The organism is Streptococcus oralis ATCC 35037 (genome assembly GCF_900637025.1).
Classification (GTDB): domain Bacteria; phylum Bacillota; class Bacilli; order Lactobacillales; family Streptococcaceae; genus Streptococcus; species Streptococcus oralis.
Map to the genome: position 1 here is coordinate 662,086 of NZ_LR134336.1, position 21,694 is coordinate 683,779.

A 21,694-nucleotide genomic window follows, 5' to 3' on the forward strand; every position below is an offset into this window, starting at 1 on the left:
GTATTAGTACCTCTATCCTATACCTTTAAGAAAATTTTGTCAATAGAAAATCCAAAATTCTAAACTCTAAAATCCAAAAACAGGTCCATAAAGAGTCAGTACGTGTTTGACGTGCTCGTAATGGAACTTGTCATAGTTGCGCCAAGCGGTGCGTGCTGGGTCGTTTAGTTTTAGGCTACCTAGTCCAATAAGTAGACTGGTACGTTGGTAAAATTTCTCAAGGTCGATTAAGATACTATTGTCAAGCTTTTCCGCTTTTTTAAGTTCCTTAAGAGTGCTGTTCAGCAGTTCTTGTAGACGGAAATCATCGGCTGTACCTTGTTTGCAATTTTGGAAACTTTGATTTAACTCGGAAAGCAGTTGGTAAGCTTCAGTGATGAGTGCTTTGTCTTCCATATGAGCATCCTCCTTGCTCTGATGTATTCTTGCCTATAGTATAGCACTAAACAGAAAATATGTCATAGTAAATATGTTAAAAATGAGATTTTAATATCAAAGTTTGGGAGGCTGACTTATAGCCTTTTCATGGTATAATCAAGTGAGTACATCTTTATGGAGGAAATATGAAGTTAAATATTCAAGAAATTCGTAAGCAACCTGAAGGCCTGCATTTTGAACAAGCTTTAGACCTGGCATCAGACTTGCGTAAACGAAATCAAGAAATTTTAGATGTCAAAGATATCCTTGCAGTGGGGAAGGTGCAGTACGAAGACCGTCTGTATTTCTTAGACTATCAGTTGTCATATACCATTGTTCTTGCTTCCAGTCGTAGTATGGAACCAGTTGAGTTGGCTGAGTCTTATCCAGTCACAGAGGTCTTCATGGAAGGAGCGACCAACCAACTGGACCAGGAAGTTCTTGATGATGACTTGGTCTTGTCTATCGAAAATGGGGAAATCGACCTTGCTGAGAGCGTAGCAGATAATATCTTGCTCAATATCCCAATCAAGATCTTGACGGCAGAAGAAGAAGCGGGCCAAGGTTTTGTGTCTGGAAATGACTGGCAAATCATGACTGAAGACGAATATCAAGCTCAACAAGCAGTCAAGAAAGAAGAAAACAGTCCATTTGCTGGCTTGCAAGGACTGTTTGATGGAGACGAGTAGATGGTTTTATCCAAGAAACGTGCCCGTCATGTCATTGAGGAAATTATTGCCCTTTTTCCAGATGCCAAACCAAGTCTAGATTTTCGCAATCATTTTGAACTCTTGGTTGCAGTGATGTTGTCAGCCCAGACGACAGATGCTGCAGTCAACAAGGCTACACCAGGTCTCTTTGCTGCTTTTCCAACGCCTCAAGCCATGTCTGTCGCAACTGAAAGTGAAATTGCTTCACACATTTCTCGTCTGGGACTGTATCGAAATAAGGCTAAATTCCTTAAAAAATGTGCCCAACAACTATTAGACGATTTTGACGGCCAAGTACCTCAGACTCGCGAGGAATTAGAAAGCCTAGCAGGTGTTGGTCGCAAAACAGCAAATGTCGTCATGAGTGTTGGCTTTGGGATTCCAGCCTTTGCAGTGGACACTCATGTTGAGCGTATCTGCAAGCATCATGATATTGTCAAGAAATCGGCTACACCCCTCGAAGTAGAAAAACGTGTCATGGACATTCTGCCACCAGAGAAATGGTTGGCAGCCCACCAAGCCATGATATACTTTGGACGGGCTATCTGTCATCCAAAAAATCCAGAATGTGATCACTATCCTCAATTATATGATTTTAGCAATGTTTAAGGGGACTCTGAAAAAAGTTTTTGCTTGATTTTAAGGGTGCTTTGTGCTATAGTAAATGATAACTAAATAGTCCTTTAAACCTGTCCCGTGAGGCAGGCAAGGAGCGCGATAAAGTAGAAGGGTGAAGTCTATACTGTTTACAGTAGGGCTCGCTTGGCTATACATTTCAAGTCTCCTTGTAGAAGGAGACTTTTCTTTTTGGAGGTTTGTCATGAAGACAAAAGAAGTTGTAGACGAATTGACTGTCAAACGAGCGATTACGCGAATTACTTATGAGATTATTGAGCGCAATAAGGATTTGAATAAAATTATCCTAGCTGGGATAAAAACGCGAGGTGTTTTCATCGCTCATCGTATCAAAGAACGCTTGGAGCAGTTGGAAAACATCACTGTTCCTGTTGTGGAATTGGACACCAAACCTTTCCGTGATGATGTTAAAAGCGGAGAAGATACTTCTTTGATTTCTGTTGATGTGACAGACCGTGAAGTTATCTTGGTGGATGATGTACTCTATACAGGCCGTACCATCCGCGCCGCTATTGATAACATTGTCGGCCATGGTCGTCCTGCGCGCGTGAGTCTTGCGGTGCTAGTTGACCGTGGACATAGAGAATTGCCTATCCGTCCAGATTACGTTGGGAAAAATATCCCAACTAGCCGTTCTGAAGAAATCATCGTAGAGATGACAGAACTTGATGGCCAAGACAGAGTTCTGATTACTGAAGAAGCTTAGAAAGCTGAAGGAGTAGCCATGTCAGAAAATCAACAAGCATTGAATCATGTGGTTTCCATGGAAGACCTCACTGTCGATCAAGTGATGAAATTGATCAAACGAGGAATCGAGTTTAAAAACGGAGCCCAACTTCCCTACGAGAACAAACCTATCGTATCGAATCTCTTCTTTGAAGATTCTACACGGACACATAAGTCCTTTGAAGTGGCAGAGATTAAGCTAGGGCTCGAGCGATTGGACTTTGATGTGAAGACTAGCTCAGTCAATAAGGGTGAGACACTGTATGATACCATCTTGACCCTATCTGCTCTAGGAGTGGATGTCTGTGTGATTCGCCACCCAGAGGTTGACTATTACAGAGAGTTGATTGCGAGTCCGTCGATTACGACTTCCATTATCAATGGTGGGGATGGCTCAGGTCAACATCCTAGCCAGAGCTTGCTTGATTTGATGACCATTTATGAGGAATTTGGGCACTTTGAGGGTCTCAAGGTTGCTATTGCAGGCGACTTGGACCACTCACGTGTTGCCAAGTCCAATATGCAGATTTTGAAACGCTTGGGAGCTGAACTATACTTTGCAGGACCTGAGGAATGGAGAAGTCAAGAATTTGCGGACTATGGACAGTTTGTAACTATTGATGAGATTGTTGATCATGTGGATGTTTTGATGTTGCTCCGCGTTCAACATGAACGCCATGGAAGTGGAGCGGTCTTTTCAAAAGAAGACTACCATGCTCAACACGGTTTGAACCAAGAGCGCTATAATCGCTTAAAAGAAGAAGCCATTATTATGCATCCTGCTCCAGTTAATCGAGATGTGGAAATTGCTGACCACTTGGTTGAAGCGCCAAAATCACGCATTGTCCAACAAATGACCAACGGTGTCTTTGTTCGAATGGCAATCTTAGAATCCGTATTGGCGAGTAGAAACGCCAATGAAAACACAAGACGTTAAAAGACGCCAGTGAGCGTCCACGAGAGGTGAAAATATGACAAAAAGACTTCTAGTATTAGAAGATGGCACAGTTTTTGAAGGCAAGGCCTTCGGAGCAGATATTGATGTAACAGGCGAAATCGTCTTTAACACAGGGATGACCGGCTATCAAGAATCCATTACAGACCAGTCTTATAATGGACAAATCTTGACCTTCACTTATCCTTTGGTGGGAAATTATGGAATCAACCGTGATGATTACGAATCCATCATTCCAACTTGTAAGGGAGTTGTCGTTTTCGAAGAGGCGCGTCGAGCTAGCAACTGGCGCAACCAAATGACGCTGGATGAATTTTTGAAAGCTAAGAAAATTCCGGGTATTTCAGGGATTGATACGCGTGCACTTACCAAGATTATCCGTAAGCATGGTACCATGCGTGCAACCTTGACTCACGTTGGGGACAGCATGGACCATGTGACGGATCAGCTCCAAGCAACAGTCTTGCCGACAGACAATATCAAGCAGGTTTCTACTAAAACTTCCTATCCAGCTCCTGGAGTTGGTTTGAGTGTGGTGTTAGTGGACTTTGGTCTCAAGCACTCAATCCTACGTGAACTTTCTAAGCGTAACTGTAACGTGACGGTTGTTCCTTATTCAACAACGGCAGAAGAAATTCTCCACCTCAATCCTGATGGAGTTATGTTGTCAAATGGTCCAGGAAACCCAGAAGACGTTCCAGAAGCACTGGACATGATTCGTGGTGTGCAAGGGAAAATTCCAATTTTCGGTATTTGTATGGGACACCAACTCTTTGCTATGGCAAACGGGGCTAAGACCTACAAGATGAAATTTGGTCACCGTGGATTTAACCACGCGGTACGTGAGATTGCAACAGGACGTGTAGACTTTACCAGCCAAAACCATGGTTATGCAGTCAGCCGTGAGGACTTGCCAGAGCATTTGATCATTACTCACGAAGAAATCAATGACAAATCAGTTGAAGGTGTACGTCACAGATACCAACCAGGTTTTTCCGTGCAATTCCACCCAGATGCAGCTCCCGGTCCACACGACGCAAGCTACCTATTTGACGAGTTTATCGAGATGATGGAAGCTTTTAAACAAACAAACTAAGAACGAGTAAAAGCTCGTTAGAGAATTTATGTAACTGAACACGAACGGAAAGCTCGGAATTTAGAGAAACCAACCTGGATTGTCAATCCTTCCTTGGTTTCCTAAAATTCAATCGCTTTCTATTCGTCCTTTGTATCTTATTTAATGTCGCTCTGTGAGGCGACGAATAGAAAGGCAGGTCGTTTCTTTTAGTCGCTATTGGGCGAACTAAAAACTCCCTGCACTAGATTTTTTATCGAAAAATATCGTTTCTCTAAAAAATCGTCGGAGAATTTATTTAATGGCAACCCGAGAGTTGCCAAATAGAAAGGAGAAGGGTGGTCCGTATTTGCTGAACTGAATACGGGCTACGGACGGTGCTAAAAAGATAACTATTCCTAGAACTGACAGTTCTTCGTCATAACCCCTATTTTAGCTTTGTCCGCTTGACGCCCTTAATATCTTATAAATGCCTAAACGTACTGATATTCAAAAAATTATGGTGATTGGTTCTGGTCCGATTATTATTGGTCAGGCTGCTGAGTTTGACTATGCTGGGACCCAGGCCTGCTTGTCTTTGAAAGAGGAAGGCTATGAGGTTGTCTTGGTGAACTCAAATCCTGCAACCATCATGACGGACAAGGAGATTGCGGACAAGGTCTACATTGAACCGATTACACTCGAGTTTGTGACACGTATTCTCCGTAAGGAACGTCCAGATGCCTTGCTTCCAACTCTCGGTGGCCAGACAGGACTCAATATGGCCATGGAATTGTCTAAAAACGGTATCTTAGATGAGCTCGGTGTCGAACTTCTGGGAACTAAATTATCTGCCATCGACCAAGCCGAGGACCGTGACCTCTTTAAACAATTGATGGAAGAGCTTGAGCAACCAATTCCAGAATCTGAAATTGTCAACACAGTGGAAGAAGCTGTTGCCTTTGCAGCATCAATCGGCTACCCTGTTATCGTTCGTCCAGCCTTTACACTTGGTGGTACTGGTGGTGGTATGTGTGCCAACGAAGAAGAATTGCGTGAAATTTCTGAAAATGGGTTGAAACTGTCACCTGTTACCCAGTGTTTGATTGAGCGTTCAATCGCAGGTTTCAAGGAAATCGAATATGAAGTCATGCGCGATTCAGCTGACAATGCCCTCGTTGTTTGTAACATGGAAAACTTTGATCCAGTGGGGATTCACACAGGGGATTCCATCGTATTCGCCCCTGCGCAAACCATGTCTGACTATGAAAACCAAATGCTACGTGACGCGAGCTTGAGCATTATCCGCGCTCTCAAGATTGAAGGGGGGTGTAACGTTCAGCTGGCCCTTGATCCGCATAGCTTCAAGTACTATGTTATCGAAGTAAACCCTCGTGTATCGCGTTCGTCAGCCCTTGCTTCTAAGGCGACGGGTTATCCGATTGCCAAATTGGCCGCCAAGATTGCCGTCGGTTTGACCTTGGATGAGGTCATCAACCCAGTTACGGGTTCAACCTATGCCATGTTTGAACCAGCACTTGACTACGTGGTTGCCAAGATTCCACGTTTCCCATTTGACAAGTTTGAAAAAGGTGAGCGCCGTCTTGGAACTCAGATGAAAGCAACTGGTGAAGTCATGGCGATCGGTCGTAACATCGAGGAGTCACTTCTCAAGGCATGTCGTTCGCTTGAAATTGGCGTTCACCACAATGAAATGCCTGAGCTTGCAGCGGTTTCAGATGATGCTTTGATTGAAAAGGTTGTGAAAGCCCAAGATGACCGTCTCTTCTACGTTTCAGAAGCTATTCGCCGTGGTTACACACCAGAAGAAATTTCTGAATTGACCAAGATTGATATCTTCTATTTGGATAAACTCTTGCATATCTTTGAAATTGAGCAAGAATTGGGTGCCCATCCACAAGATCTAGAAGTTTTGAAAACAGCTAAACTAAATGGCTTCTCAGACCGTAAGATTGCTGAACTATGGAAAATAACAGCTGACCAAGTTCGCCAACTACGTTTGGAAAACCAGATTGTTCCAGTCTATAAGATGGTCGATACTTGTGCGGCAGAGTTCGACTCTGAAACGCCATATTTCTATTCAACCTATGGCTGGGAAAATGAATCTATCAAGTCTGATAAGGAATCTGTACTAGTCCTAGGTTCTGGTCCAATCCGTATCGGACAAGGGGTTGAGTTTGACTACGCAACTGTTCACTCAGTCAAGGCTATTCAGGCTGCTGGTTATGAAGCTATTATCATGAACTCAAACCCAGAGACCGTTTCAACAGACTTCTCGGTATCTGACAAGCTCTACTTTGAACCATTGACATTCGAAGATGTCATGAATGTCATTGACCTTGAGCAACCAAAAGGCGTCATCGTTCAGTTTGGTGGTCAAACAGCTATCAACCTTGCAGAGCCATTGGCAAAAGCAGGTGTGACCATTCTTGGAACTCAAGTCGCTGACCTAGATCGAGCTGAAGACCGTGACCTCTTCGAGCAAGCTCTTAAAGACTTGGATATTCCACAGCCACCAGGACAAACGGCTACCAATGAAGAAGAAGCAGTGCTTGCAGCTCGCAAGATTGGCTTCCCAGTCCTCGTTCGCCCATCTTATGTTTTAGGTGGACGTGCTATGGAAATTGTTGAAAACGAAGAAGACCTTCGTTCTTACATGAGAACTGCTGTTAAGGCTAGTCCAGACCACCCAGTTCTTGTCGATTCTTATATCGTTGGGCAAGAGTGCGAAGTCGATGCTATTTCAGACGGAAAAAATGTCCTCATCCCTGGTATCATGGAGCACATCGAACGTGCCGGTGTCCACTCAGGTGACTCAATGGCCGTTTATCCTCCACAAACCTTGTCTCAAAAGGTTCAGGAAACTATCGCAGACTACACAAAACGCCTAGCAATCGGCCTTAACTGTCTTGGTATGATGAACATTCAGTTTGTCATCAAGGATGAGAAAGTCTACGTTATTGAGGTCAATCCACGTGCCAGCCGTACTGTTCCATTCCTATCAAAAGTAACCAATATCCCGATGGCTCAGGTTGCAACTAAGTTAATTCTTGGTCAAAGTCTTGAAGAACTTGGTTACCAAGATGGACTTTACCCAGAAAGTAGTCGTGTTCATATTAAAGCACCAGTCTTCTCATTTACCAAGCTAGCGAAAGTAGATAGCTTGCTTGGTCCTGAAATGAAGTCAACAGGGGAGGTTATGGGTTCTGATACGACTCTTGAAAAAGCTCTCTACAAGGCCTTTGAAGCTTCTTATCTTCACTTGCCAACCTTTGGAAATGTTGTCTTTACTATCGCAGATGATGCCAAGGAAGAAGCTTTGGATTTGGCTCGTCGTTTCCAAAATATTGGTTATGGTATCCTTGCGACTCAAGGAACAGCAGCTTTCTTTGAAGGTCATGGCTTGAAGGCTCAACTCGTTGGTAAGATTGGTGATGATGAACATGATATCCCAAGCTATGTTCGTAAAGGGAAAATCCAAGCTATCATCAACACAGTTGGTACTAAGCGAACTGCTGATGAAGATGGTGAACAAATCCGCCGTTCAGCTATCGAACATGGTGTACCACTCTTTACAGCCCTAGATACAGCGGATGCTATGCTTAAGGTACTTGAAAGCCGTAGCTTCGTTACAGAAGCAATTTAGTTTCTTGTTAAATGATCTAAGTAGCTTTTATCCAGCGTCAAAAGACGCTGGTTTTTCATCTTTTATAGAGAAATCGAGTTAGAAATAATAGTTACAGTTCACTATTAAATGTCAAAGTTTATCAATAGATTTATCATTATCGTTAATGAGTAGACTTATTCTGACTTTCCCTAAAATTTTGTTGAATTTTCTTAAGTTTTTATCATATTTTTTATAATTAAGGTGCCTTAAGAAAAATAATGAAAAAACTAAATGTTTTTCATATAGTTTTCATTTTTTGTGTTATAATTAAGGCGCCTTAAGAAAAATATTAAGGTGCCTTAAGAAAAATAATGAAAAAACTAAATGTTTTTCATATAGTTTTCATTTTTTGTGTTATAATTAAGGTGCCTTAAGAAAAATATTAAGGTGCCTTAAGAAAAATAATGAAAAAAAAACTAAATGTTTTTCATATAGTTTTCATTGTTTTAATAGTTTAAAGTCAATCTTATTTTTCTCTAATAGAAAATAATGAAAAAGTAGGTTTAGAAAGAGGTAAGTATCTATGTCTTCTCATAAAAAAGTGTCACTTTCTGAGATCAACCAATCTATTGAAACTCCCAATAACAATCATTTCTGGCAAAATCTAAAAGCATTCTTAGGACCTGGAGCCCTTGTGGCAGTTGGCTACATGGATCCAGGAAACTGGATTACCAGTGTGGTTGGTGGTGCTTCCTACAAATATAGTCTTTTATTTGTTATTTTAATTTCATCCATCATTGCCATGCAGTTACAACAGATGGCTGGAAAGCTCGGTATCGTGTCTAGGATGGACCTTGCACAGGCAACAGCACATCATGCTCCCAAGTGGCTTCGCTATAGTTTATGGGTGATTTTAGAATTAGCTTTAATGGCGACAGACTTAGCCGAGGTTTTAGGCTCAGCAATTGCCTTAAATCTTTTATTTAAAATACCGATTATGGTCGCTATCCTCTTAACCGTTTTAGATGTATTTTTGTTACTTTTATTGATGAAATTTGGCTTCAAAAAAATTGAAGCCATTGTTACGACCTTTATTTTAACCATATTAGCCATCTTTACCTATCTGGTAGCTTTATCCAATCCAAGTATTCAGGGTATTTTTGGTGGTTATTTACCGACTTCAACTTTATTTGAAACACCGTTACCAGGTCATGAAAGCCAATTGACCTTGGCTCTAGGAATTGTGGGAGCGACAGTCATGCCCCATAATCTCTATCTTCATTCATCCCTATCCCAAACAAGGAAAATCAATCACAAAGATAAGAAGGATGTTCGAAAAGCCGTGCGTTTTATGACCTGGGATTCAAATCTTCAGTTGTCCCTAGCCTTTATTGTCAATTCCTTGCTTCTTATTTTAGGGGCATCTCTCTTTTTTGGTCATGCATCTGAAATTTCAGCTTTTTCTCAAATGTACAATGCTTTACAGGATTCGACAATAGCAGGAGCGATAGCCAGCTCAACTCTGTCAACTTTATTTGCCCTAGCCCTCTTAGCAAGTGGACAAAATTCGACCATTACAGGTACTTTAACAGGACAGATTGTCATGGAAGGTTTCTTGCATCTGAAATTGCCTCAGTGGATTATTCGTATCGGTACCCGTATTTTTGCCTTGCTTCCTGTGATTATTGTAGCCGTTTTGTTTGGACATCAAGAAAAAACTTTGGATCAGTTATTGGTCTATTCACAGGTCTTTCTGTCAATCGCTCTTCCGTTTTCAATCTTCCCCTTAATTTATCTGACCTCTAAGAAGTCACTGATGGGAGAATTCACCAATGCCAAGTGGAATACAATCCTAGGTTACGCAGTTTCAATCATCTTGACCATTCTCAATATCAAGCTTCTTTTTGATATTTTTTAACCTCGTTTGAAATCAATTATAGTGTCAGCGTGAAGGTTGACAACATAGAAAGTAGTAGTGATTGGTTCATAAAAAGAAGTACAAAAAAAGAACAGTGGTAACTGTTCTTTTTTATCATTATTTGAGACCGTATTTTTTGTTGAAACGATCCACGCGTCCATCTGCTTGAGTGAACTTTTGACGTCCAGTGTAGAATGGGTGTGAGTCTGATGAAATTTCCACACGGATCAATGGGTAAGTTTCGCCTTCGAACTCAACAGTTTCGTTAGAGCGTTTTGTTGAACCGCTAAGGAATTTGTAACCAGTAGTTGTGTCCATGAAGACAACTGGGCGATATTCTGGATGGATATCTTTTTTCATTTTGCAATATTTCCTTTCTGCCATGGTCTCTTTGCGAGCCATAGATTGTTACTATACTAGTCTATCAGATTCTGATAAGTTTGGCAAGTCTTTTCCCTGATTTTATTAAAAATCTTGATAAAAAATCACTCCAGTGTTTACTGGAGTGAGGGTAGAAGAATGATTAGTTCTCTTGATTTGGAGCTTTTTCTTCTTGTTGATTTTTTACTTCTGTTTCTTTTACTGGTTCTGCGTTTTCTTCTGCTGATTTAGCCTCTTTTTCAGTTTCAGTAGGTTCTGTTTCTGTTGATTCTGTTACAGTTTCAGCTTCAGCCTCTGTTTCAGTTGGTTCGGCTACTGGCTCAGCTTCTGTTTTTGTTTCAGATTCAGATTCAGTAGTTTCTTCTTTTACTGGTTCTGCATTTTCTGCTGCTGATTCAGCTTCCACATTAGCTGGTTCCTTAGATTCTTCTTTTTGCTCGGTTTCCTCTTTAGCTGTCTCTGTTTTATCAGCTGTAGTTTCTTCTTTTTTACGTTCTTGAGATTCTTTTTTGATTTCTTCGACTGCAGTTTTAACGGTAGAGCTTGTTACACGTCCGACAGTTTGAGCAAAATCTTTACCAGACTCAGCTAATTCAGTAAATGATTCTTTGGTAATTTTACCACCTGACATTGCCAAGAGACCAGTTACAACTAGTGCAATGCTAGCAAGAATAGCTAAAATCAAACCAAAGCCGATTGAAATGCCATATCCACCAAAGTTAGACATGTATTTATTTACATTAAAGAGACTATTTAGTGTGACGAGAGTTGCAATTGCACCTGCAACAATGACACCAATTGAGAACCCTTTAGGCATTTCTTTATTCATATTATTCAAGCACGCAAGAACAATAGATACAATAGCAGCGATAATGACAAACCACCCATCTCCTTGGTAACCATTCACGCTATAAGACCCAAAAGAACCTGCATTTAAACTAGCCCAAGGCAAGAGTGAACCAAGGATGGCTACTCCAGCAGAAATGAGAATATACAAACGATTTTTTTCCATTATTAAGTCTCCTTTTATTCAGTTTGATTTATTATACCATAAACTGAGGTACAAAGAAACCGTATATTTTAAGAATATAGCATATAAAAGGCCAAGAAAATTCTTTCTTAGCCTTGGTGAATCTGTAGAACTTCTTTCAGCTCTTGGTATATTTGTTCGTTTTCTTCTAGACTATAGGAATTAGCGCCACTGGCTAATGGATGCCCTCCACCGTCATGTCGTTTGGCAATTTCATTGATAGGAGTGATTTTACTGCGCATTCGCACGCGGAAGTGGCCATCAGTTTGTTCAACAAAGATAGCCCAAGCCTTAACGGTATCGATTCGACCAGGTGCTCCGACAATTGCCGCTGTTTCAGCATCCGTAACCTTATATTCTTTCAGGATGTCTTGAGTAAGCAGAACGCGTGCAGCCCCATTCTCATCAACTTCTAAGTGATCATAAACATACCCTTGCAATTTTGCAATCTTGAAGCTCATGGTATCCATTTGACGAGACAATCCAGCAAAGTCAAAATCAATTTCTCGGAGCTGGCCAGCTATTCTAAAGGTACGGGCACTAGTTGACGGGTAGAGAAAACGCCCTGTGTCTCCGACAATTCCTGCATAGAGAAGTCGTGCCGCTTCACTAGACAAAGCTAGCTGATTTTCTTGAGCAAATAATGTAATCATCTCACTGGCACTGCTTGAACTTGTATCCACCCATGATAGGTCACCATAGATATCATCATTTGGATGATGATCGATTTTGATGGTAAAAGCAGCTTGTTCGTAGCGTTTATCATCGATACGAGGACGATTCGCTGTATCACAAATAATAGCAAGAGCTCCTTGGTAGTCACTGTCTGGGACAGTATCCATTTCCGCCATCCAGGTTAGAGTTGGTTCGTTATAACCGACTGCTTTGATGGTCTTTTCTGGGAAATGGTGTGTGAGAAGAGCTTTCAAACCTACCTGACTCCCTAAGGCATCAGGATCTGGTTTCATATGACGGTGAATGATAATGGTATCGTATTCTTTGATTTTCTCTAATATTTGCTGGCAAATTTCCATAAATAACCTCAATTCTTTCTCATTTCATTGTAGCACAAGAATTTTTATTTTTAAAATGAAAAAGATATGATATAATGGAGAAAGATAAATTGAGGAGGACGATATGGCATTAGCAAAAATTGTATTTGCCAGTATGACCGGTAATACCGAAGAAATTGCAGATATTGTAGCAGACAAATTGCGTGACTTGGGCTTGGATGTCGATGTGGATGAATGTACAACTGTTGACGCTTCAGACTTCTTGGAGGCGGACATCGCGATCGTTGCGACTTATACTTATGGAGACGGAGAATTGCCAGATGAGATGATGGACTTTTACGAAGACCTAGCAGATCTCAACTTGAATGGCAAAATCTACGGGGTTGTTGGATCAGGTGATACCTTCTACGACGAATTCTGTAAGGCTGTTGATGACTTTGATCGTGTTTTTGTAGCGACAGGAGCAGAAAAAGGTTCAGAGTGCGTTAAAGTAGATCTTTCTGCTGAGGAAGAAGACATCGAACGCTTGGAACAATTCGCAGAAGAATTGGCTGCAAAAGTAGGATAAGAATCAAACTGCGCTGACTGGAAGAAGTCAGTGCGTTTTTTTATTAGTTTTTTTGGGATTTTACTAGCCTATTTAGAGGGTTTTTGATACAATAATTCAAATAAAGGAGGAGATGCCATGGATTTAGATATTATTCGGCAAGAAATTGATCAAATCGACGACCAAATCGTTAAGCTCCTAGAAGAACGGATGCATTTGGTTGAGGGAGTAGTTGCCTATAAGAAAGCCTCAGGAAAACCTATTTTAGATACTAAGAGAGAAGAAATTATTTTTGAAAAAGTCAAAAATCGAGTAGAAGATAAGCGCTATCAGGAGACCATTGTTGCGACTTTTTCAGACATTCTCAAACGTTCGCGTGATTATCAGGATCAAAACATTAAATGAAAAAAGAACAATTCTATCCGCTCGGAATTTTTCTGGCTGCCATGTTGGGAGGCCTTGTCCGCTATCTCATTTCCACTTGGTTACCAGCTAGCCCAGACTTTCCTTGGGGGACCCTTCTTGTCAACTATCTGGGCATTTTCTGCTTGGTCTATCTGGTGAAAGGCTATCTGGTCTATAAGGGAACTAGTAAAGGCTTGATTTTGGCGTTGGGGACGGGTTTTTGCGGAGGTTTAACAACCTTTTCTAGTCTAATGCTTGATGCCGTGAAACTGCTTGATACTGGGCGTTATCTTAGTTTAGGCATCTACTTATTTTTGAGCATTGGTGGAGGTCTACTCTTGGCTTGTGTTCTAGGGAGGAAGAAATGGTAGTCGTTTATCTTGCAATCGCTTGCGGGTTCGGAGCCCTGGTGCGTTATTTCTTTTCCCGATATAATCAAGCTTCAAAATTACCTCTAGGAACTCTCATTGCCAATCTTCTAGGATGTTTTTTGATTGGCCTATTCTACAATTATGTGGAATCCAAGGAAATCTATGCTATCTTAGCGACAGGTTTTTGTGGTGGGTTGACGACCTTTTCAACCTTGAATGACGAGCTGCAGAGACTATTCAGTGACAAGAAGGTGTTTTATAGCTATTTTCTCTTAACTTACATAGGCGGTTTTCTAGCGATTTTTTTAGGAATTCTGCTATAAATTTCTTTACTTTTAGGTGGAAATTTGGTAAACTGTATCTTGTGTGTAATGGACGCACAAAAATACAGTTTATCCGCTGAGGAAGGTTCCTCAAGATTGACAAAGATAGGAGAATAAAATGAATCCATTAATCCAAAGCTTGACTGAAGCTCAACTTCGTACAGATATCCCATCATTCCGTCCTGGTGACACAGTTCGTGTACACGCGAAAGTTGTCGAAGGTAACCGTGAACGTATCCAGATTTTTGAAGGTGTTGTTATCGCACGTAAAGGTGCTGGCATCTCAGAAAACTACACAGTTCGTAAAATCTCTAACGGTGTAGGTGTTGAGCGTATCTTCCCAATCCACACTCCACGTGTTGAAAAGATCGAAGTTGTTCGTTACGGTAAAGTACGTCGTGCGAAATTGTACTACTTGCGTGCTCTTCAAGGTAAAGCAGCTCGTATCAAAGAAATCCGTCGTTAATTCGACTAAAAAACTCTGCTCATCCAGCAGGGTTTTTCTCTAGCTCCCTTAGTTCAATGGATATAACAACTCCCTCCTAAGGAGTAGTTGCAGGTTCGATTCCTGCAGGGGGCAGTAAACTATTGATTTTACTGGGTATTTGAGGTGTTTCGCCCCAAATTCGCCCCTAAATTTGCGAATATCTCTCTTACTTCCGAATTACTTGCCTCTTCTAGTTCTTTTAATTGATGAGCGTAGACTTCGATGGTGACGTTCATATTCTCATGACCAAGGATTTTTGAAATAGATAGTAATTCAATACGCTTTGCAATCAAAAAAGAAGCATAAGTATGTCTAAGCGAATGAGCATGGACATTTCTACCAACAATTCTTCTCAATGTCTTATTGACTGCTATCTAAGCAATTTATCAAGTCTGGTGATGGCTGGTACTACCTGAAGGCAAAGGGTGAACTTCATACAGAACTAGCTTTCAAAACCGAACCAGATGGTCTGGTGACCGTCGTTGACAAACCAAAAGAAGAAAAATAAAAAAACAGAAAGACTTTCAAATTAGATTACACAAACCGCAAGCAATAGCTTGCGGTTTTTTTGTTTGCAATAATAAAAGCAGTGACCGAAATCAATGCTTATCAGCTGTAGCAAATTCATAGAGCTTTTCTGCCGTTAGAAGCGCCATTTTATCCATGCTTGTTTTTCCTTTTCTAAGATCAGAAACAGTAGTCCATGGAACTCCAGCACCTTGTGAAATAGTAGAAGTAGATATAGAACTGTCTAATAATTCTTGAATAACTTTTCTCATATTCTTTACCTCAATTTTTTATCTTAATCATATTATATAACGGAGAACCGAGGTGTCAAGTGTTTTAATAAATTATTTCAAAATATTTTCACCCTAAACCTGCCCCAAAAAACTTATTATTTTATATTTTTCAATCGTTTTTTTTTTATAAAAATCATAAATGACAACAAATCAGAAAGATTGATATATATTATTATGTTTGCAGGGGGCAGTAATTCAATCAAAAAGCACTGAATGATCAGTGTTTTTTGTCTTAAAATAGAAACCATTTCAGATGAAAATGGAGGTGTGGTATAATAGGAGAAAGTATAAGTGCTTATTTGAAGGGGAATTTCTCTCCTTATTATGAGTATTAGGATTTAGTTTTCTGAGAAAAATAATGATGTTTGAGCAAAGAAGGAAATGGAATGAAAATTTCTGGGACAAGTGGTAACGTTACTTTTGACTATGAAAATGGCTATGTTCTAAAAGCAGAGGGAGAGTTGTTGACTGTTGGTAGCTTTATTGTATATAGGTCAAGCATACAGAATTGGGAGCCACCTTACAATCACATTCCTATCACACAGAACGAGATAGATAAACTTGTCGAGGAAGTGAACTCCATGATGACGGAGCAAACAATCCAGATCGAATTTATCTGAGTTAGAGTAGGAGAAGGATGATGAAAATCGATTACAGTGAACGGATAGTCATATGGGATTGGAATGGTTGTGTAATAAAGATAGAACTACCAGATATCATTCATGCGGAATATAATAAAGATGAGAACATGGTGATGGTTTATAGTGGGGAAAATCTTATTAACAAAATCGTTTTCTACTATAGTTTAGAAGGAAAACTATTAGGGCGACAAAATGTAGAGGAAGGGAGACTAGATTGGAATCATAATGGGAAGCATCAGGTTATTTTTCAACATTTACATCATCTTCGATTTAGTCCTAAATATCAGCGTATCTTCAGTATATTTCGCTCATTCAGCGATTTTGACCTTCCATCAGAACTAGAGGTTTATAATTTAGAAGGTGATAAAATCGACCAAATTGAATCTCCTGCAGGGTTTACTATGCTATATATTTCTGAGATAAGTAAAGAAAAACTGAGAATTGTATGTGAAGCTCTTAATGAAGATTGTTTTGATAAATTTGGTCGAAGTGATTTCTATTTTAATGTGGATTTAGAAACTAGAAAATGGATAAAAGATGGCGTAGCCTATTGAGGAAGAGAAAAATAATCCTGATTTTATGATATTCTGGTTGAGAGAATAACTTGCACTAGGAGAATACAAATGAAACCAACAAAACTACAATGGGAAGATGTTATCCAGTTCGAAGAAGTAAAAGGTTACGGTCAGCATATCTGGAAAGATGAGGACAAGTATTATTTAGTTTTAGAAGAGGGAACCGTAGTTTCTTGGTTAGTTGTCTATGAATTACCACAAGAATTATTTACCTTACTAGAGAGTGGAGAACGGACGCTACTTGAAATATCTTGGAAGGTTCAAAACGATTGTTGGCCACCAACGGAAGAAGAAAAGAACGAAATTAGAAAAGATAGAGCTAGAAAAAAGCCAATTGTACTGATTTCCAACCGTAAAAATCAGTTGCTTTTTAGTAATAAAGAACTTGAAATACTTATTCCCCAAGCTGAAGAACAATGGATAGAATCAATGGGCAAACTTCCAGATGATTATGTATCACCACTTAAGTAAGGAATGTATAAATGAAACCAACAAGACTACAATGGGAAGATGTTATCCAGTATGAAGAAGTAAAAGGTTACGGTCAGCATATCTGGAAAGATGAGGACAAGTATTATTTAGTTTTAGAAGAGGGAACCGTAGTTTCTTGGTTAGTTGTCTATGAATTACCACAAGAATTATTTATCTTACTAGAGAGTGGAAAACGGACTCTACTTGAAATATCTTGCAAAGTTAAGCACGATTATTGGCCACCGACAGAAGAAGAAAAGAACGAAATTAGAAAAGATAGAGCTAGAAAAAAGCCAATTGTGCTGATTTCCAACCGTAAAAATCAGTTGCTTTTTAGTGATAAAGAACTTGAAATGCTTATTCCCCAAGCCGAACAACAATGGATAGAATCAATGGGCAAAGTTCCAGATGATTATGTATCGCCACTCAAGTAAAAGAGATATATAATGAAACTGAATTCCAGATATTAGAGAGCTCTAATCCAGTTCACTGAAGCTATGAAAAAGCTTATATCATTTGATTATGGTTAGAAAGGGAGTGGAAATGATAGAAAAGAGAAAACATTATAAAGAACTAGTTCATCTAGGAGAATTTAAGAACAAATTAGTCTATTATGACTTAAAGGCAAAGAAACTGTATTTTTCAATTCCAGAAAGAAGTTATAAGAATCAACAGTACGTTATTTTGTCTCTGGTATTGCTCGTTCTCCCTTTTATCAGATTTCTGAATGGATTGACAATCTTTAGTATACCTGCTCACAAGTATATTTATTTGATTTTATTCTCTTGTCTTTCCTTACTTTTCGGGAAATTGCTAGATGTCCATTTTAAGAAAGATTTGGATTTATATCCGGCTCTATTTACAGATTTGGAGTTCTTAGAATTCCTAGAAGTACTAAAGAAAAGTGGAGCTGTTGTTTCTTCTGTAATTCGTGGTAGCTTTATTAGTTTGTTAGTATCTTTAGTCGTCTTCCTGTTATATCCTAGTTTTTTGCCATTATTTTTCCACTCGATGCTTTTGTTTATTCTCTATTTGTGTTTAGCCAATAATTTGCACAAGCGAAAGAGGGTAATGGGGAGCTTGATAAGAAATGTGCGCACCAACTAGATCTTTTTTGCCTATGATAAAGAAGAATTAAAAAAGTAAAGAAAGTTGATTTATATGACAACAGAAATATTGCAATACAAAAATTGTACGGTATTAAAAAACAATAATGATTATGAGATTCTTTGGAGTAGAGGGAAAGAAGTGCTTAACTATCCCATTAGCCAAGAATTAGCAGAACGTGTTTCAAAATCAGAACAAGATTCTTTAGAAGTAATGTTTTATTGTGAACACCATCGTTGGCCAAAGGCAGATGAGTTAAATGATTATAATCATTCAGATACGATTGTACATAAAGGCGATGGATTTGTTGTATATGAGACAAATGGTTATTACGAAATTGGCTTCTTTAAAGAAATTGGAGGAGCCATGGGTCCAGAAGTTTGCTATCCTATCAATAAGGAACTGATGGATAAAGCATTTGAATCTTCTAGGGGAGCATATGAAGTCATGATTTATGCTGAAACAGGGCGCTGGCCCTTAAGTAAGCAAGATGATATTGATAGAAACTACATACGTAATCATCCTGAAACTATGCTATCAAATATAGAAGATCAACGTGAGTTGTTTGATGTTGAAGAGTTTAAAGCTCTTGTAAAAAAAGCCATCTCTTCAGAACTCAAGCCAACTGAACTTGATGCAATTGGTATAGTTGATAGTCATTTAGAGCTTCTTCTGGTGGATCCAGTCGGCTGGGAGGAAGAGATAGAAGTAGTCCATTTGGAAATTCTGCAAGAAAAAATGAATAATTACATTCACTTCCTCGAAAGCAAGCAGTATGTGGCACGATACGGTGATAAGTTTGACAAAAAAGTCATTCATATCAAATTACAATATTCTCCATCTGATAACGGATTGGCCTTTCTTGCGGCGGTTCAGAAGGTGTTACAACCCACAGATATGAGTTTGAAGGTGGAATTGCCGGAGTAAAGAGGGAGCGGAAACGCTCTCTTTTTGTGGTATAATGAGACTATATTTATAAAAAGATTATTTAGCATTTCTAAATAGCGAACTACTTATGCCAACGATTGACACAACGGGGCATTCTTACGATGATTTTCTATCTGCGATTGAACGTCAAGGCTATTATGAAATCAAAAATCCACGTGTCTATAAGCCTGGCACTAATGAAACTGAGCAAGTTGAGGGGATTTTTAGAATTAACCAATGGAGTAACTAAATGAAAAAATTTGAATTACCAGAGTCTAAAGATTATCAATCTTTTATTAATTTTTATCGTAATGTGATGGAAGAAGGGAAAGAGGAAGAAGCTTTTTTAGGTACAAATCCAAAATATCGTATATGGCAAAGGGACTCTTATGAACTTGATAGTACAGATATTGGAGTATTGATAGAATATTGCTTATTCCCTCTGTATGCAGAAGGTGATAGGGAGATAGCGCGCAGAACCTTTGAAATCTTGAAAGATTTTAGCTTATCTAATGATCTAATGAAATTAAAGAAGGTCACTCAATATATTTCTAATCAAAAATGGTTTGTAACGAATTATTATGATATTCCCTTTGTTATTGAAACAGATGAATTGGTAAGAAATATTATAGAAAGCACTTCCCACCTATCAGATGATCAAAAACGAACGTATACCTATGAAGGGTTGTGTAATGTATTAGATCGTAATCCAGAATACAGGCAGTGTGATGAAGAAAAGGTGGAGAAGATTTTTAAGGAATTCAAGGAAAAATACTACAATCCACCAAAAGCAGTGAAAACCATTAAAACAGTTGAGAAAATTGAACTAGACGTTACGAGTATCGATGCGATGGGTGTTTCAGATGACCATCTAGAGTTGTTGTTGATTGATGAAAACAAATGGATAGAGTCATTAGAAGAAGAACATCTGTTGAAACTTCAAGAAAAACTAAATAACTACATCTACTTCCTCGAAAGCAAGCAGTATGTGGAGCGATATGGTGATAAGTTTGATAAAAAAGTCATCCATATCACATTCCAGTATTCTCCATCAGACAACGGTCTAGCATTCCTCGCAGTGGTTCAGAAGGTGTTACAACCTACTGATATGAGCTTGAAGGTAGAATTACCGGAGTAATAAAGGGAGCGGAAACGATGCTAGCTATTGTTATTGATTCTGTAGGTGACAAGTCAGGAACCTATAAGTTGTTAAGAAATTATTCATCCTTGCCTTTCTCTTTAATTCAATCCAGAATAGAAGATCATGACACGGTAATAGAAGTAGACATGTTAGATTTGGATGAATTGAAAAAGGTTAGAGCACTCATCCATGAGTTGAGTGCTATTGGGACTATGGTTACGATGAGAGATTCGACTGGTATTATCACCTTAGAATTTTTAAATAATATTATTTCTACCTTCGAAGAGATTGCGGCTGAAAGAGAAGAATTAGATGCTCTGATGTTTGAGGAGGAAGAGTGATTGTCACCTTTTCCAGTGAATCATACATTCCCAAGATAATTTTTAGTAATAAAAGGAAAATCAATGAAAGATAATAAAAATTTGTTGCTCTTTCTACAGGAGTTGATATACGGTCTTGTAGATTTTATCAGTGAGAAAGAATATAAGGAATTTGTCTTTGACTCCTTAAAACTTTCAAAACAGGAGCTTGATAAAGAGAGTGGGTTTTGTCCAGATGATTTATACAATCGATTGGAAAATATGGATGAGCAGGATATCTTGACATTTCAGATGCTAGATAAGAAAACCAATCCACTAGTATGGAACTGTATCGCTAATTTCTTTGTCTTAGTTTGTCATTATTCTTATATGGCTTCGGGGGAAGTCTACCTGCCACAAACGATAGAAAGTGTCGACGAGGACACACTGGCTGTTCTTGCCTTAAGCTACAAACAAATCCTATCTGAAAACAGTGAACTCATTTCACAAATATCTGGGCCAGAAATAGAAGGATATTTAAAGGATGAGCTCGTTAAAAACTACTTTGGACCACTATTTTTATCTGATGAGAACGAATAGGCTATTCGTTCAAGTATAGATCAGGAGAGGATATGCTTACGAGTTATTTTATGTTGATTTTTGCTGAAGCAATTGTAAACCGTATGAAAACACGATACAATTCTCAAATTCGAACTGCCTTGGATGCATGTTGGAGTTTTTTGGAGAATAGAGATAAAAGGGGAGAGGAACTTTATCGCCTTTTAGATGATGGGACAGACTTCAGTGGAATATTTATCTACATGCAATTAGATGAAAATGAAGCGAATGGTCTCTTGTGGGACAACATTAGTTATGCAATAGGTGTGACTGCTAAAGAAGCTTTTGAGTTTGAAAATAAGAAGGAGCTTCCTTCTCCCTTGGAAAACATTGAACCGGAACTACTTGATGTCTTTATTGATAATTTAAAAGAGATTAGCATGGATCTTTATCATCACGTCGAAACAGTAAAAATTTTCATCAATAAAAATCCATACCCATCAAGAGAATCTGCCCTAAAAGAACTAGATAGACTAGGATTACTTAGATGATTTGAATAGATGATTTGGCGAAA

Annotated in this window: 28 protein-coding genes, 1 tRNA gene and 1 pseudogene; 24 read left to right on the plus strand and 6 right to left on the minus strand. The window is 39.1% G+C overall.

Annotated features, from left to right (window positions below; genetic code table 11):
* Positions 1 to 66: 66 nt before the first annotated feature.
* Positions 67 to 396, minus strand: coding sequence for a hypothetical protein (locus EL140_RS03300; protein WP_000389555.1), 330 nt, complete (start codon positions 394 to 396; stop codon positions 67 to 69).
* A gap of 167 nt (positions 397 to 563) precedes the next feature.
* On the opposite strand from EL140_RS03300, the gene EL140_RS03305 reads away from it, so the two are divergent.
* The 7 genes from EL140_RS03305 (at position 564) to EL140_RS03335 (ending at position 10,044) form a co-directional block, all read left to right on the plus strand.
* Positions 564 to 1,106 (plus strand): YceD family protein, encoded by a 543-nt coding sequence (locus EL140_RS03305; RefSeq protein ID WP_000773198.1) that lies wholly within the window; start codon positions 564 to 566, stop codon positions 1,104 to 1,106.
* Positions 1,107 to 1,736 (plus strand): endonuclease III, encoded by a 630-nt coding sequence (gene nth, locus EL140_RS03310; protein ID WP_000244430.1) that lies wholly within the window; start codon positions 1,107 to 1,109, stop codon positions 1,734 to 1,736. It begins immediately after the preceding gene.
* Positions 1,737 to 1,947: 211 nt separating this feature from the next.
* Positions 1,948 to 2,469, plus strand: coding sequence for a bifunctional pyr operon transcriptional regulator/uracil phosphoribosyltransferase PyrR (gene pyrR, locus EL140_RS03315; RefSeq protein ID WP_000850018.1), 522 nt, complete (start codon positions 1,948 to 1,950; stop codon positions 2,467 to 2,469).
* An 18-nt stretch (positions 2,470 to 2,487) separates the two neighbouring features.
* On the plus strand, positions 2,488 to 3,426 hold the full coding sequence (locus EL140_RS03320) for an aspartate carbamoyltransferase catalytic subunit (RefSeq protein WP_001293855.1): 939 nt from the start codon (positions 2,488 to 2,490) through the stop codon (positions 3,424 to 3,426).
* Positions 3,427 to 3,460: 34 nt separating this feature from the next.
* Positions 3,461 to 4,540 carry a carbamoyl phosphate synthase small subunit gene (locus EL140_RS03325; protein WP_000166849.1) on the plus strand — a complete coding sequence of 360 codons (1,080 nt, stop codon included), beginning with the start codon at positions 3,461 to 3,463 and terminating at the stop codon, positions 4,538 to 4,540.
* Between the two features lie 448 nt (positions 4,541 to 4,988).
* Positions 4,989 to 8,165 carry a carbamoyl-phosphate synthase large subunit gene (gene carB, locus EL140_RS03330; protein ID WP_002874435.1) on the plus strand — a complete coding sequence of 1,059 codons (3,177 nt, stop codon included), beginning with the start codon at positions 4,989 to 4,991 and terminating at the stop codon, positions 8,163 to 8,165.
* Positions 8,166 to 8,709: 544 nt separating this feature from the next.
* Positions 8,710 to 10,044 carry an Nramp family divalent metal transporter gene (locus EL140_RS03335; protein WP_000094602.1) on the plus strand — a complete coding sequence of 445 codons (1,335 nt, stop codon included), beginning with the start codon at positions 8,710 to 8,712 and terminating at the stop codon, positions 10,042 to 10,044.
* A gap of 117 nt (positions 10,045 to 10,161) precedes the next feature.
* Here the strand turns inward: EL140_RS03335 and EL140_RS03340 are convergent, their stop codons facing one another.
* The 3 genes from EL140_RS03340 to EL140_RS03350 all read right to left on the minus strand — a co-directional run bounded on the left by EL140_RS03340 (position 10,162) and on the right by EL140_RS03350 (position 12,489).
* The gene (locus EL140_RS03340) at positions 10,162 to 10,404 is read right to left on the minus strand and encodes a type B 50S ribosomal protein L31 (protein ID WP_000710762.1); all 243 of its coding nucleotides are present in this window, start codon (positions 10,402 to 10,404) and stop codon (positions 10,162 to 10,164) included.
* Positions 10,405 to 10,567: 163 nt separating this feature from the next.
* Positions 10,568 to 11,437: a Bax inhibitor 1 family protein gene (locus EL140_RS03345; protein WP_000414501.1), complete on the minus strand. Its 870-nt coding sequence runs from the start codon at positions 11,435 to 11,437 to the stop codon at positions 10,568 to 10,570.
* A gap of 107 nt (positions 11,438 to 11,544) precedes the next feature.
* Complete coding sequence (locus tag EL140_RS03350) at positions 11,545 to 12,489, minus strand: DHH family phosphoesterase (RefSeq protein WP_000401789.1); 945 nt, start codon at positions 12,487 to 12,489, stop codon at positions 11,545 to 11,547.
* A 103-nt stretch (positions 12,490 to 12,592) separates the two neighbouring features.
* Between EL140_RS03350 and EL140_RS03355 the strand changes: the two genes are divergently transcribed.
* The 6 genes from EL140_RS03355 (at position 12,593) to EL140_RS03380 (ending at position 14,694) form a co-directional block, all read left to right on the plus strand.
* Entirely contained in the window at positions 12,593 to 13,036 is a 444-nt protein-coding gene (locus EL140_RS03355) for a flavodoxin (protein ID WP_001162125.1), read from the plus strand.
* Between the two features lie 117 nt (positions 13,037 to 13,153).
* Positions 13,154 to 13,420 (plus strand): chorismate mutase, encoded by a 267-nt coding sequence (locus EL140_RS03360; RefSeq protein WP_000362437.1) that lies wholly within the window; start codon positions 13,154 to 13,156, stop codon positions 13,418 to 13,420.
* Positions 13,417 to 13,791 (plus strand): fluoride efflux transporter CrcB, encoded by a 375-nt coding sequence (gene crcB, locus EL140_RS03365; RefSeq protein WP_000712089.1) that lies wholly within the window; start codon positions 13,417 to 13,419, stop codon positions 13,789 to 13,791. Before EL140_RS03360 ends, crcB (EL140_RS03365) begins: the two co-directional genes overlap by 4 nt.
* Positions 13,785 to 14,114, plus strand: a complete 330-nt coding sequence (gene crcB / locus EL140_RS03370) for a fluoride efflux transporter CrcB (protein ID WP_000261958.1) — start codon at positions 13,785 to 13,787, stop codon at positions 14,112 to 14,114. Before crcB (EL140_RS03365) ends, crcB (EL140_RS03370) begins: the two co-directional genes overlap by 7 nt.
* Positions 14,115 to 14,232: 118 nt before the next feature.
* The gene (rplS, locus tag EL140_RS03375) at positions 14,233 to 14,580 is read left to right on the plus strand and encodes a 50S ribosomal protein L19 (protein WP_001068666.1); all 348 of its coding nucleotides are present in this window, start codon (positions 14,233 to 14,235) and stop codon (positions 14,578 to 14,580) included.
* A gap of 42 nt (positions 14,581 to 14,622) precedes the next feature.
* A tRNA-Arg gene (locus EL140_RS03380) sits at positions 14,623 to 14,694 on the plus strand.
* Between the two features lie 14 nt (positions 14,695 to 14,708).
* Here the strand turns inward: EL140_RS03380 and EL140_RS03385 are convergent.
* On the minus strand, positions 14,709 to 14,957 hold the full coding sequence (locus EL140_RS03385; protein ID WP_002874436.1) for a tyrosine-type recombinase/integrase: 249 nt from the start codon (positions 14,955 to 14,957) through the stop codon (positions 14,709 to 14,711).
* 11 nt (positions 14,958 to 14,968) lie between these two features.
* Between EL140_RS03385 and EL140_RS03390 the strand changes: the two genes are divergently transcribed.
* The gene (locus EL140_RS03390; RefSeq protein WP_126475670.1) at positions 14,969 to 15,109 is read left to right on the plus strand and encodes a hypothetical protein; all 141 of its coding nucleotides are present in this window, start codon (positions 14,969 to 14,971) and stop codon (positions 15,107 to 15,109) included.
* Between the two features lie 91 nt (positions 15,110 to 15,200).
* On the opposite strand, the gene EL140_RS03395 is transcribed toward EL140_RS03390, so the two are convergent.
* The gene (locus EL140_RS03395) at positions 15,201 to 15,380 is read right to left on the minus strand and encodes a hypothetical protein (protein ID WP_001233345.1); all 180 of its coding nucleotides are present in this window, start codon (positions 15,378 to 15,380) and stop codon (positions 15,201 to 15,203) included.
* Positions 15,381 to 15,787: 407 nt separating this feature from the next.
* Between EL140_RS03395 and EL140_RS03400 the strand changes: the two genes are divergently transcribed.
* The 10 genes and pseudogenes from EL140_RS03400 (at position 15,788) to EL140_RS03445 (ending at position 21,671) form a co-directional block, all read left to right on the plus strand.
* Positions 15,788 to 16,021 carry an Imm74 family immunity protein gene (locus EL140_RS03400; RefSeq protein ID WP_000703150.1) on the plus strand — a complete coding sequence of 78 codons (234 nt, stop codon included), beginning with the start codon at positions 15,788 to 15,790 and terminating at the stop codon, positions 16,019 to 16,021.
* Between the two features lie 20 nt (positions 16,022 to 16,041).
* On the plus strand, positions 16,042 to 16,596 hold the full coding sequence (locus tag EL140_RS03405) for a hypothetical protein (RefSeq protein ID WP_000687346.1): 555 nt from the start codon (positions 16,042 to 16,044) through the stop codon (positions 16,594 to 16,596).
* 69 nt (positions 16,597 to 16,665) lie between these two features.
* On the plus strand, positions 16,666 to 17,088 hold the full coding sequence (locus EL140_RS03410; protein ID WP_000805165.1) for a hypothetical protein: 423 nt from the start codon (positions 16,666 to 16,668) through the stop codon (positions 17,086 to 17,088).
* An 11-nt stretch (positions 17,089 to 17,099) separates the two neighbouring features.
* Positions 17,100 to 17,522 carry a hypothetical protein gene (locus EL140_RS03415; RefSeq protein ID WP_000805398.1) on the plus strand — a complete coding sequence of 141 codons (423 nt, stop codon included), beginning with the start codon at positions 17,100 to 17,102 and terminating at the stop codon, positions 17,520 to 17,522.
* Between the two features lie 886 nt (positions 17,523 to 18,408).
* Positions 18,409 to 19,122 (plus strand): DUF6572 domain-containing protein, encoded by a 714-nt coding sequence (locus tag EL140_RS03425; RefSeq protein WP_232007602.1) that lies wholly within the window; start codon positions 18,409 to 18,411, stop codon positions 19,120 to 19,122.
* Positions 19,123 to 19,207: 85 nt separating this feature from the next.
* Positions 19,208 to 19,372: pseudogene (locus tag EL140_RS09620) on the plus strand (hypothetical protein); the annotation flags it as partial.
* Entirely contained in the window at positions 19,373 to 20,260 is an 888-nt protein-coding gene (gene ifs / locus EL140_RS03430) for an NAD glycohydrolase inhibitor (protein ID WP_000713034.1), read from the plus strand. It abuts the pseudogene before it with no gap.
* Positions 20,261 to 20,277: 17 nt separating this feature from the next.
* Entirely contained in the window at positions 20,278 to 20,604 is a 327-nt protein-coding gene (locus EL140_RS03435; RefSeq protein ID WP_000879811.1) for a hypothetical protein, read from the plus strand.
* 63 nt (positions 20,605 to 20,667) lie between these two features.
* Entirely contained in the window at positions 20,668 to 21,162 is a 495-nt protein-coding gene (locus EL140_RS03440; protein ID WP_000654326.1) for an Imm6 family immunity protein, read from the plus strand.
* Positions 21,163 to 21,194: 32 nt separating this feature from the next.
* The gene (locus tag EL140_RS03445; RefSeq protein ID WP_000958203.1) at positions 21,195 to 21,671 is read left to right on the plus strand and encodes an Imm6 family immunity protein; all 477 of its coding nucleotides are present in this window, start codon (positions 21,195 to 21,197) and stop codon (positions 21,669 to 21,671) included.
* Positions 21,672 to 21,694: the final 23 nt, after the last annotated feature.

Bases quoted from the DNA above. Each gene is read 5' to 3' on its own strand.
- EL140_RS03300 (WP_000389555.1), bottom strand. From the start codon at position 396: ATGGAAGACAAAGCACTCATCACTGAAGCTTACCAACTGCTTTCCGAG.
- EL140_RS03305 (WP_000773198.1), top strand. From the start codon at position 564: ATGAAGTTAAATATTCAAGAAATTCGTAAGCAACCTGAAGGCCTGCAT.
- nth (WP_000244430.1), top strand. From the start codon at position 1,107: ATGGTTTTATCCAAGAAACGTGCCCGTCATGTCATTGAGGAAATTATT.
- pyrR (WP_000850018.1), top strand. From the start codon at position 1,948: ATGAAGACAAAAGAAGTTGTAGACGAATTGACTGTCAAACGAGCGATT.
- EL140_RS03320 (WP_001293855.1), top strand. From the start codon at position 2,488: ATGTCAGAAAATCAACAAGCATTGAATCATGTGGTTTCCATGGAAGAC.
- EL140_RS03325 (WP_000166849.1), top strand. From the start codon at position 3,461: ATGACAAAAAGACTTCTAGTATTAGAAGATGGCACAGTTTTTGAAGGC.
- carB (WP_002874435.1), top strand. From the start codon at position 4,989: ATGCCTAAACGTACTGATATTCAAAAAATTATGGTGATTGGTTCTGGT.
- EL140_RS03335 (WP_000094602.1), top strand. From the start codon at position 8,710: ATGTCTTCTCATAAAAAAGTGTCACTTTCTGAGATCAACCAATCTATT.
- EL140_RS03340 (WP_000710762.1), bottom strand. From the start codon at position 10,404: ATGAAAAAAGATATCCATCCAGAATATCGCCCAGTTGTCTTCATGGAC.
- EL140_RS03345 (WP_000414501.1), bottom strand. From the start codon at position 11,437: ATGGAAAAAAATCGTTTGTATATTCTCATTTCTGCTGGAGTAGCCATC.
- EL140_RS03350 (WP_000401789.1), bottom strand. From the start codon at position 12,489: ATGGAAATTTGCCAGCAAATATTAGAGAAAATCAAAGAATACGATACC.
- EL140_RS03355 (WP_001162125.1), top strand. From the start codon at position 12,593: ATGGCATTAGCAAAAATTGTATTTGCCAGTATGACCGGTAATACCGAA.
- EL140_RS03360 (WP_000362437.1), top strand. From the start codon at position 13,154: ATGGATTTAGATATTATTCGGCAAGAAATTGATCAAATCGACGACCAA.
- crcB (WP_000712089.1), top strand. From the start codon at position 13,417: ATGAAAAAAGAACAATTCTATCCGCTCGGAATTTTTCTGGCTGCCATG.
- crcB (WP_000261958.1), top strand. From the start codon at position 13,785: ATGGTAGTCGTTTATCTTGCAATCGCTTGCGGGTTCGGAGCCCTGGTG.
- rplS (WP_001068666.1), top strand. From the start codon at position 14,233: ATGAATCCATTAATCCAAAGCTTGACTGAAGCTCAACTTCGTACAGAT.
- EL140_RS03395 (WP_001233345.1), bottom strand. From the start codon at position 15,380: ATGAGAAAAGTTATTCAAGAATTATTAGACAGTTCTATATCTACTTCT.
- EL140_RS03400 (WP_000703150.1), top strand. From the start codon at position 15,788: ATGAAAATTTCTGGGACAAGTGGTAACGTTACTTTTGACTATGAAAAT.
- EL140_RS03405 (WP_000687346.1), top strand. From the start codon at position 16,042: ATGAAAATCGATTACAGTGAACGGATAGTCATATGGGATTGGAATGGT.
- EL140_RS03410 (WP_000805165.1), top strand. From the start codon at position 16,666: ATGAAACCAACAAAACTACAATGGGAAGATGTTATCCAGTTCGAAGAA.
- EL140_RS03415 (WP_000805398.1), top strand. From the start codon at position 17,100: ATGAAACCAACAAGACTACAATGGGAAGATGTTATCCAGTATGAAGAA.
- EL140_RS03425 (WP_232007602.1), top strand. From the start codon at position 18,409: ATGTTTTATTGTGAACACCATCGTTGGCCAAAGGCAGATGAGTTAAAT.
- ifs (WP_000713034.1), top strand. From the start codon at position 19,373: ATGAAAAAATTTGAATTACCAGAGTCTAAAGATTATCAATCTTTTATT.
- EL140_RS03435 (WP_000879811.1), top strand. From the start codon at position 20,278: ATGCTAGCTATTGTTATTGATTCTGTAGGTGACAAGTCAGGAACCTAT.
- EL140_RS03440 (WP_000654326.1), top strand. From the start codon at position 20,668: ATGAAAGATAATAAAAATTTGTTGCTCTTTCTACAGGAGTTGATATAC.
- EL140_RS03445 (WP_000958203.1), top strand. From the start codon at position 21,195: ATGCTTACGAGTTATTTTATGTTGATTTTTGCTGAAGCAATTGTAAAC.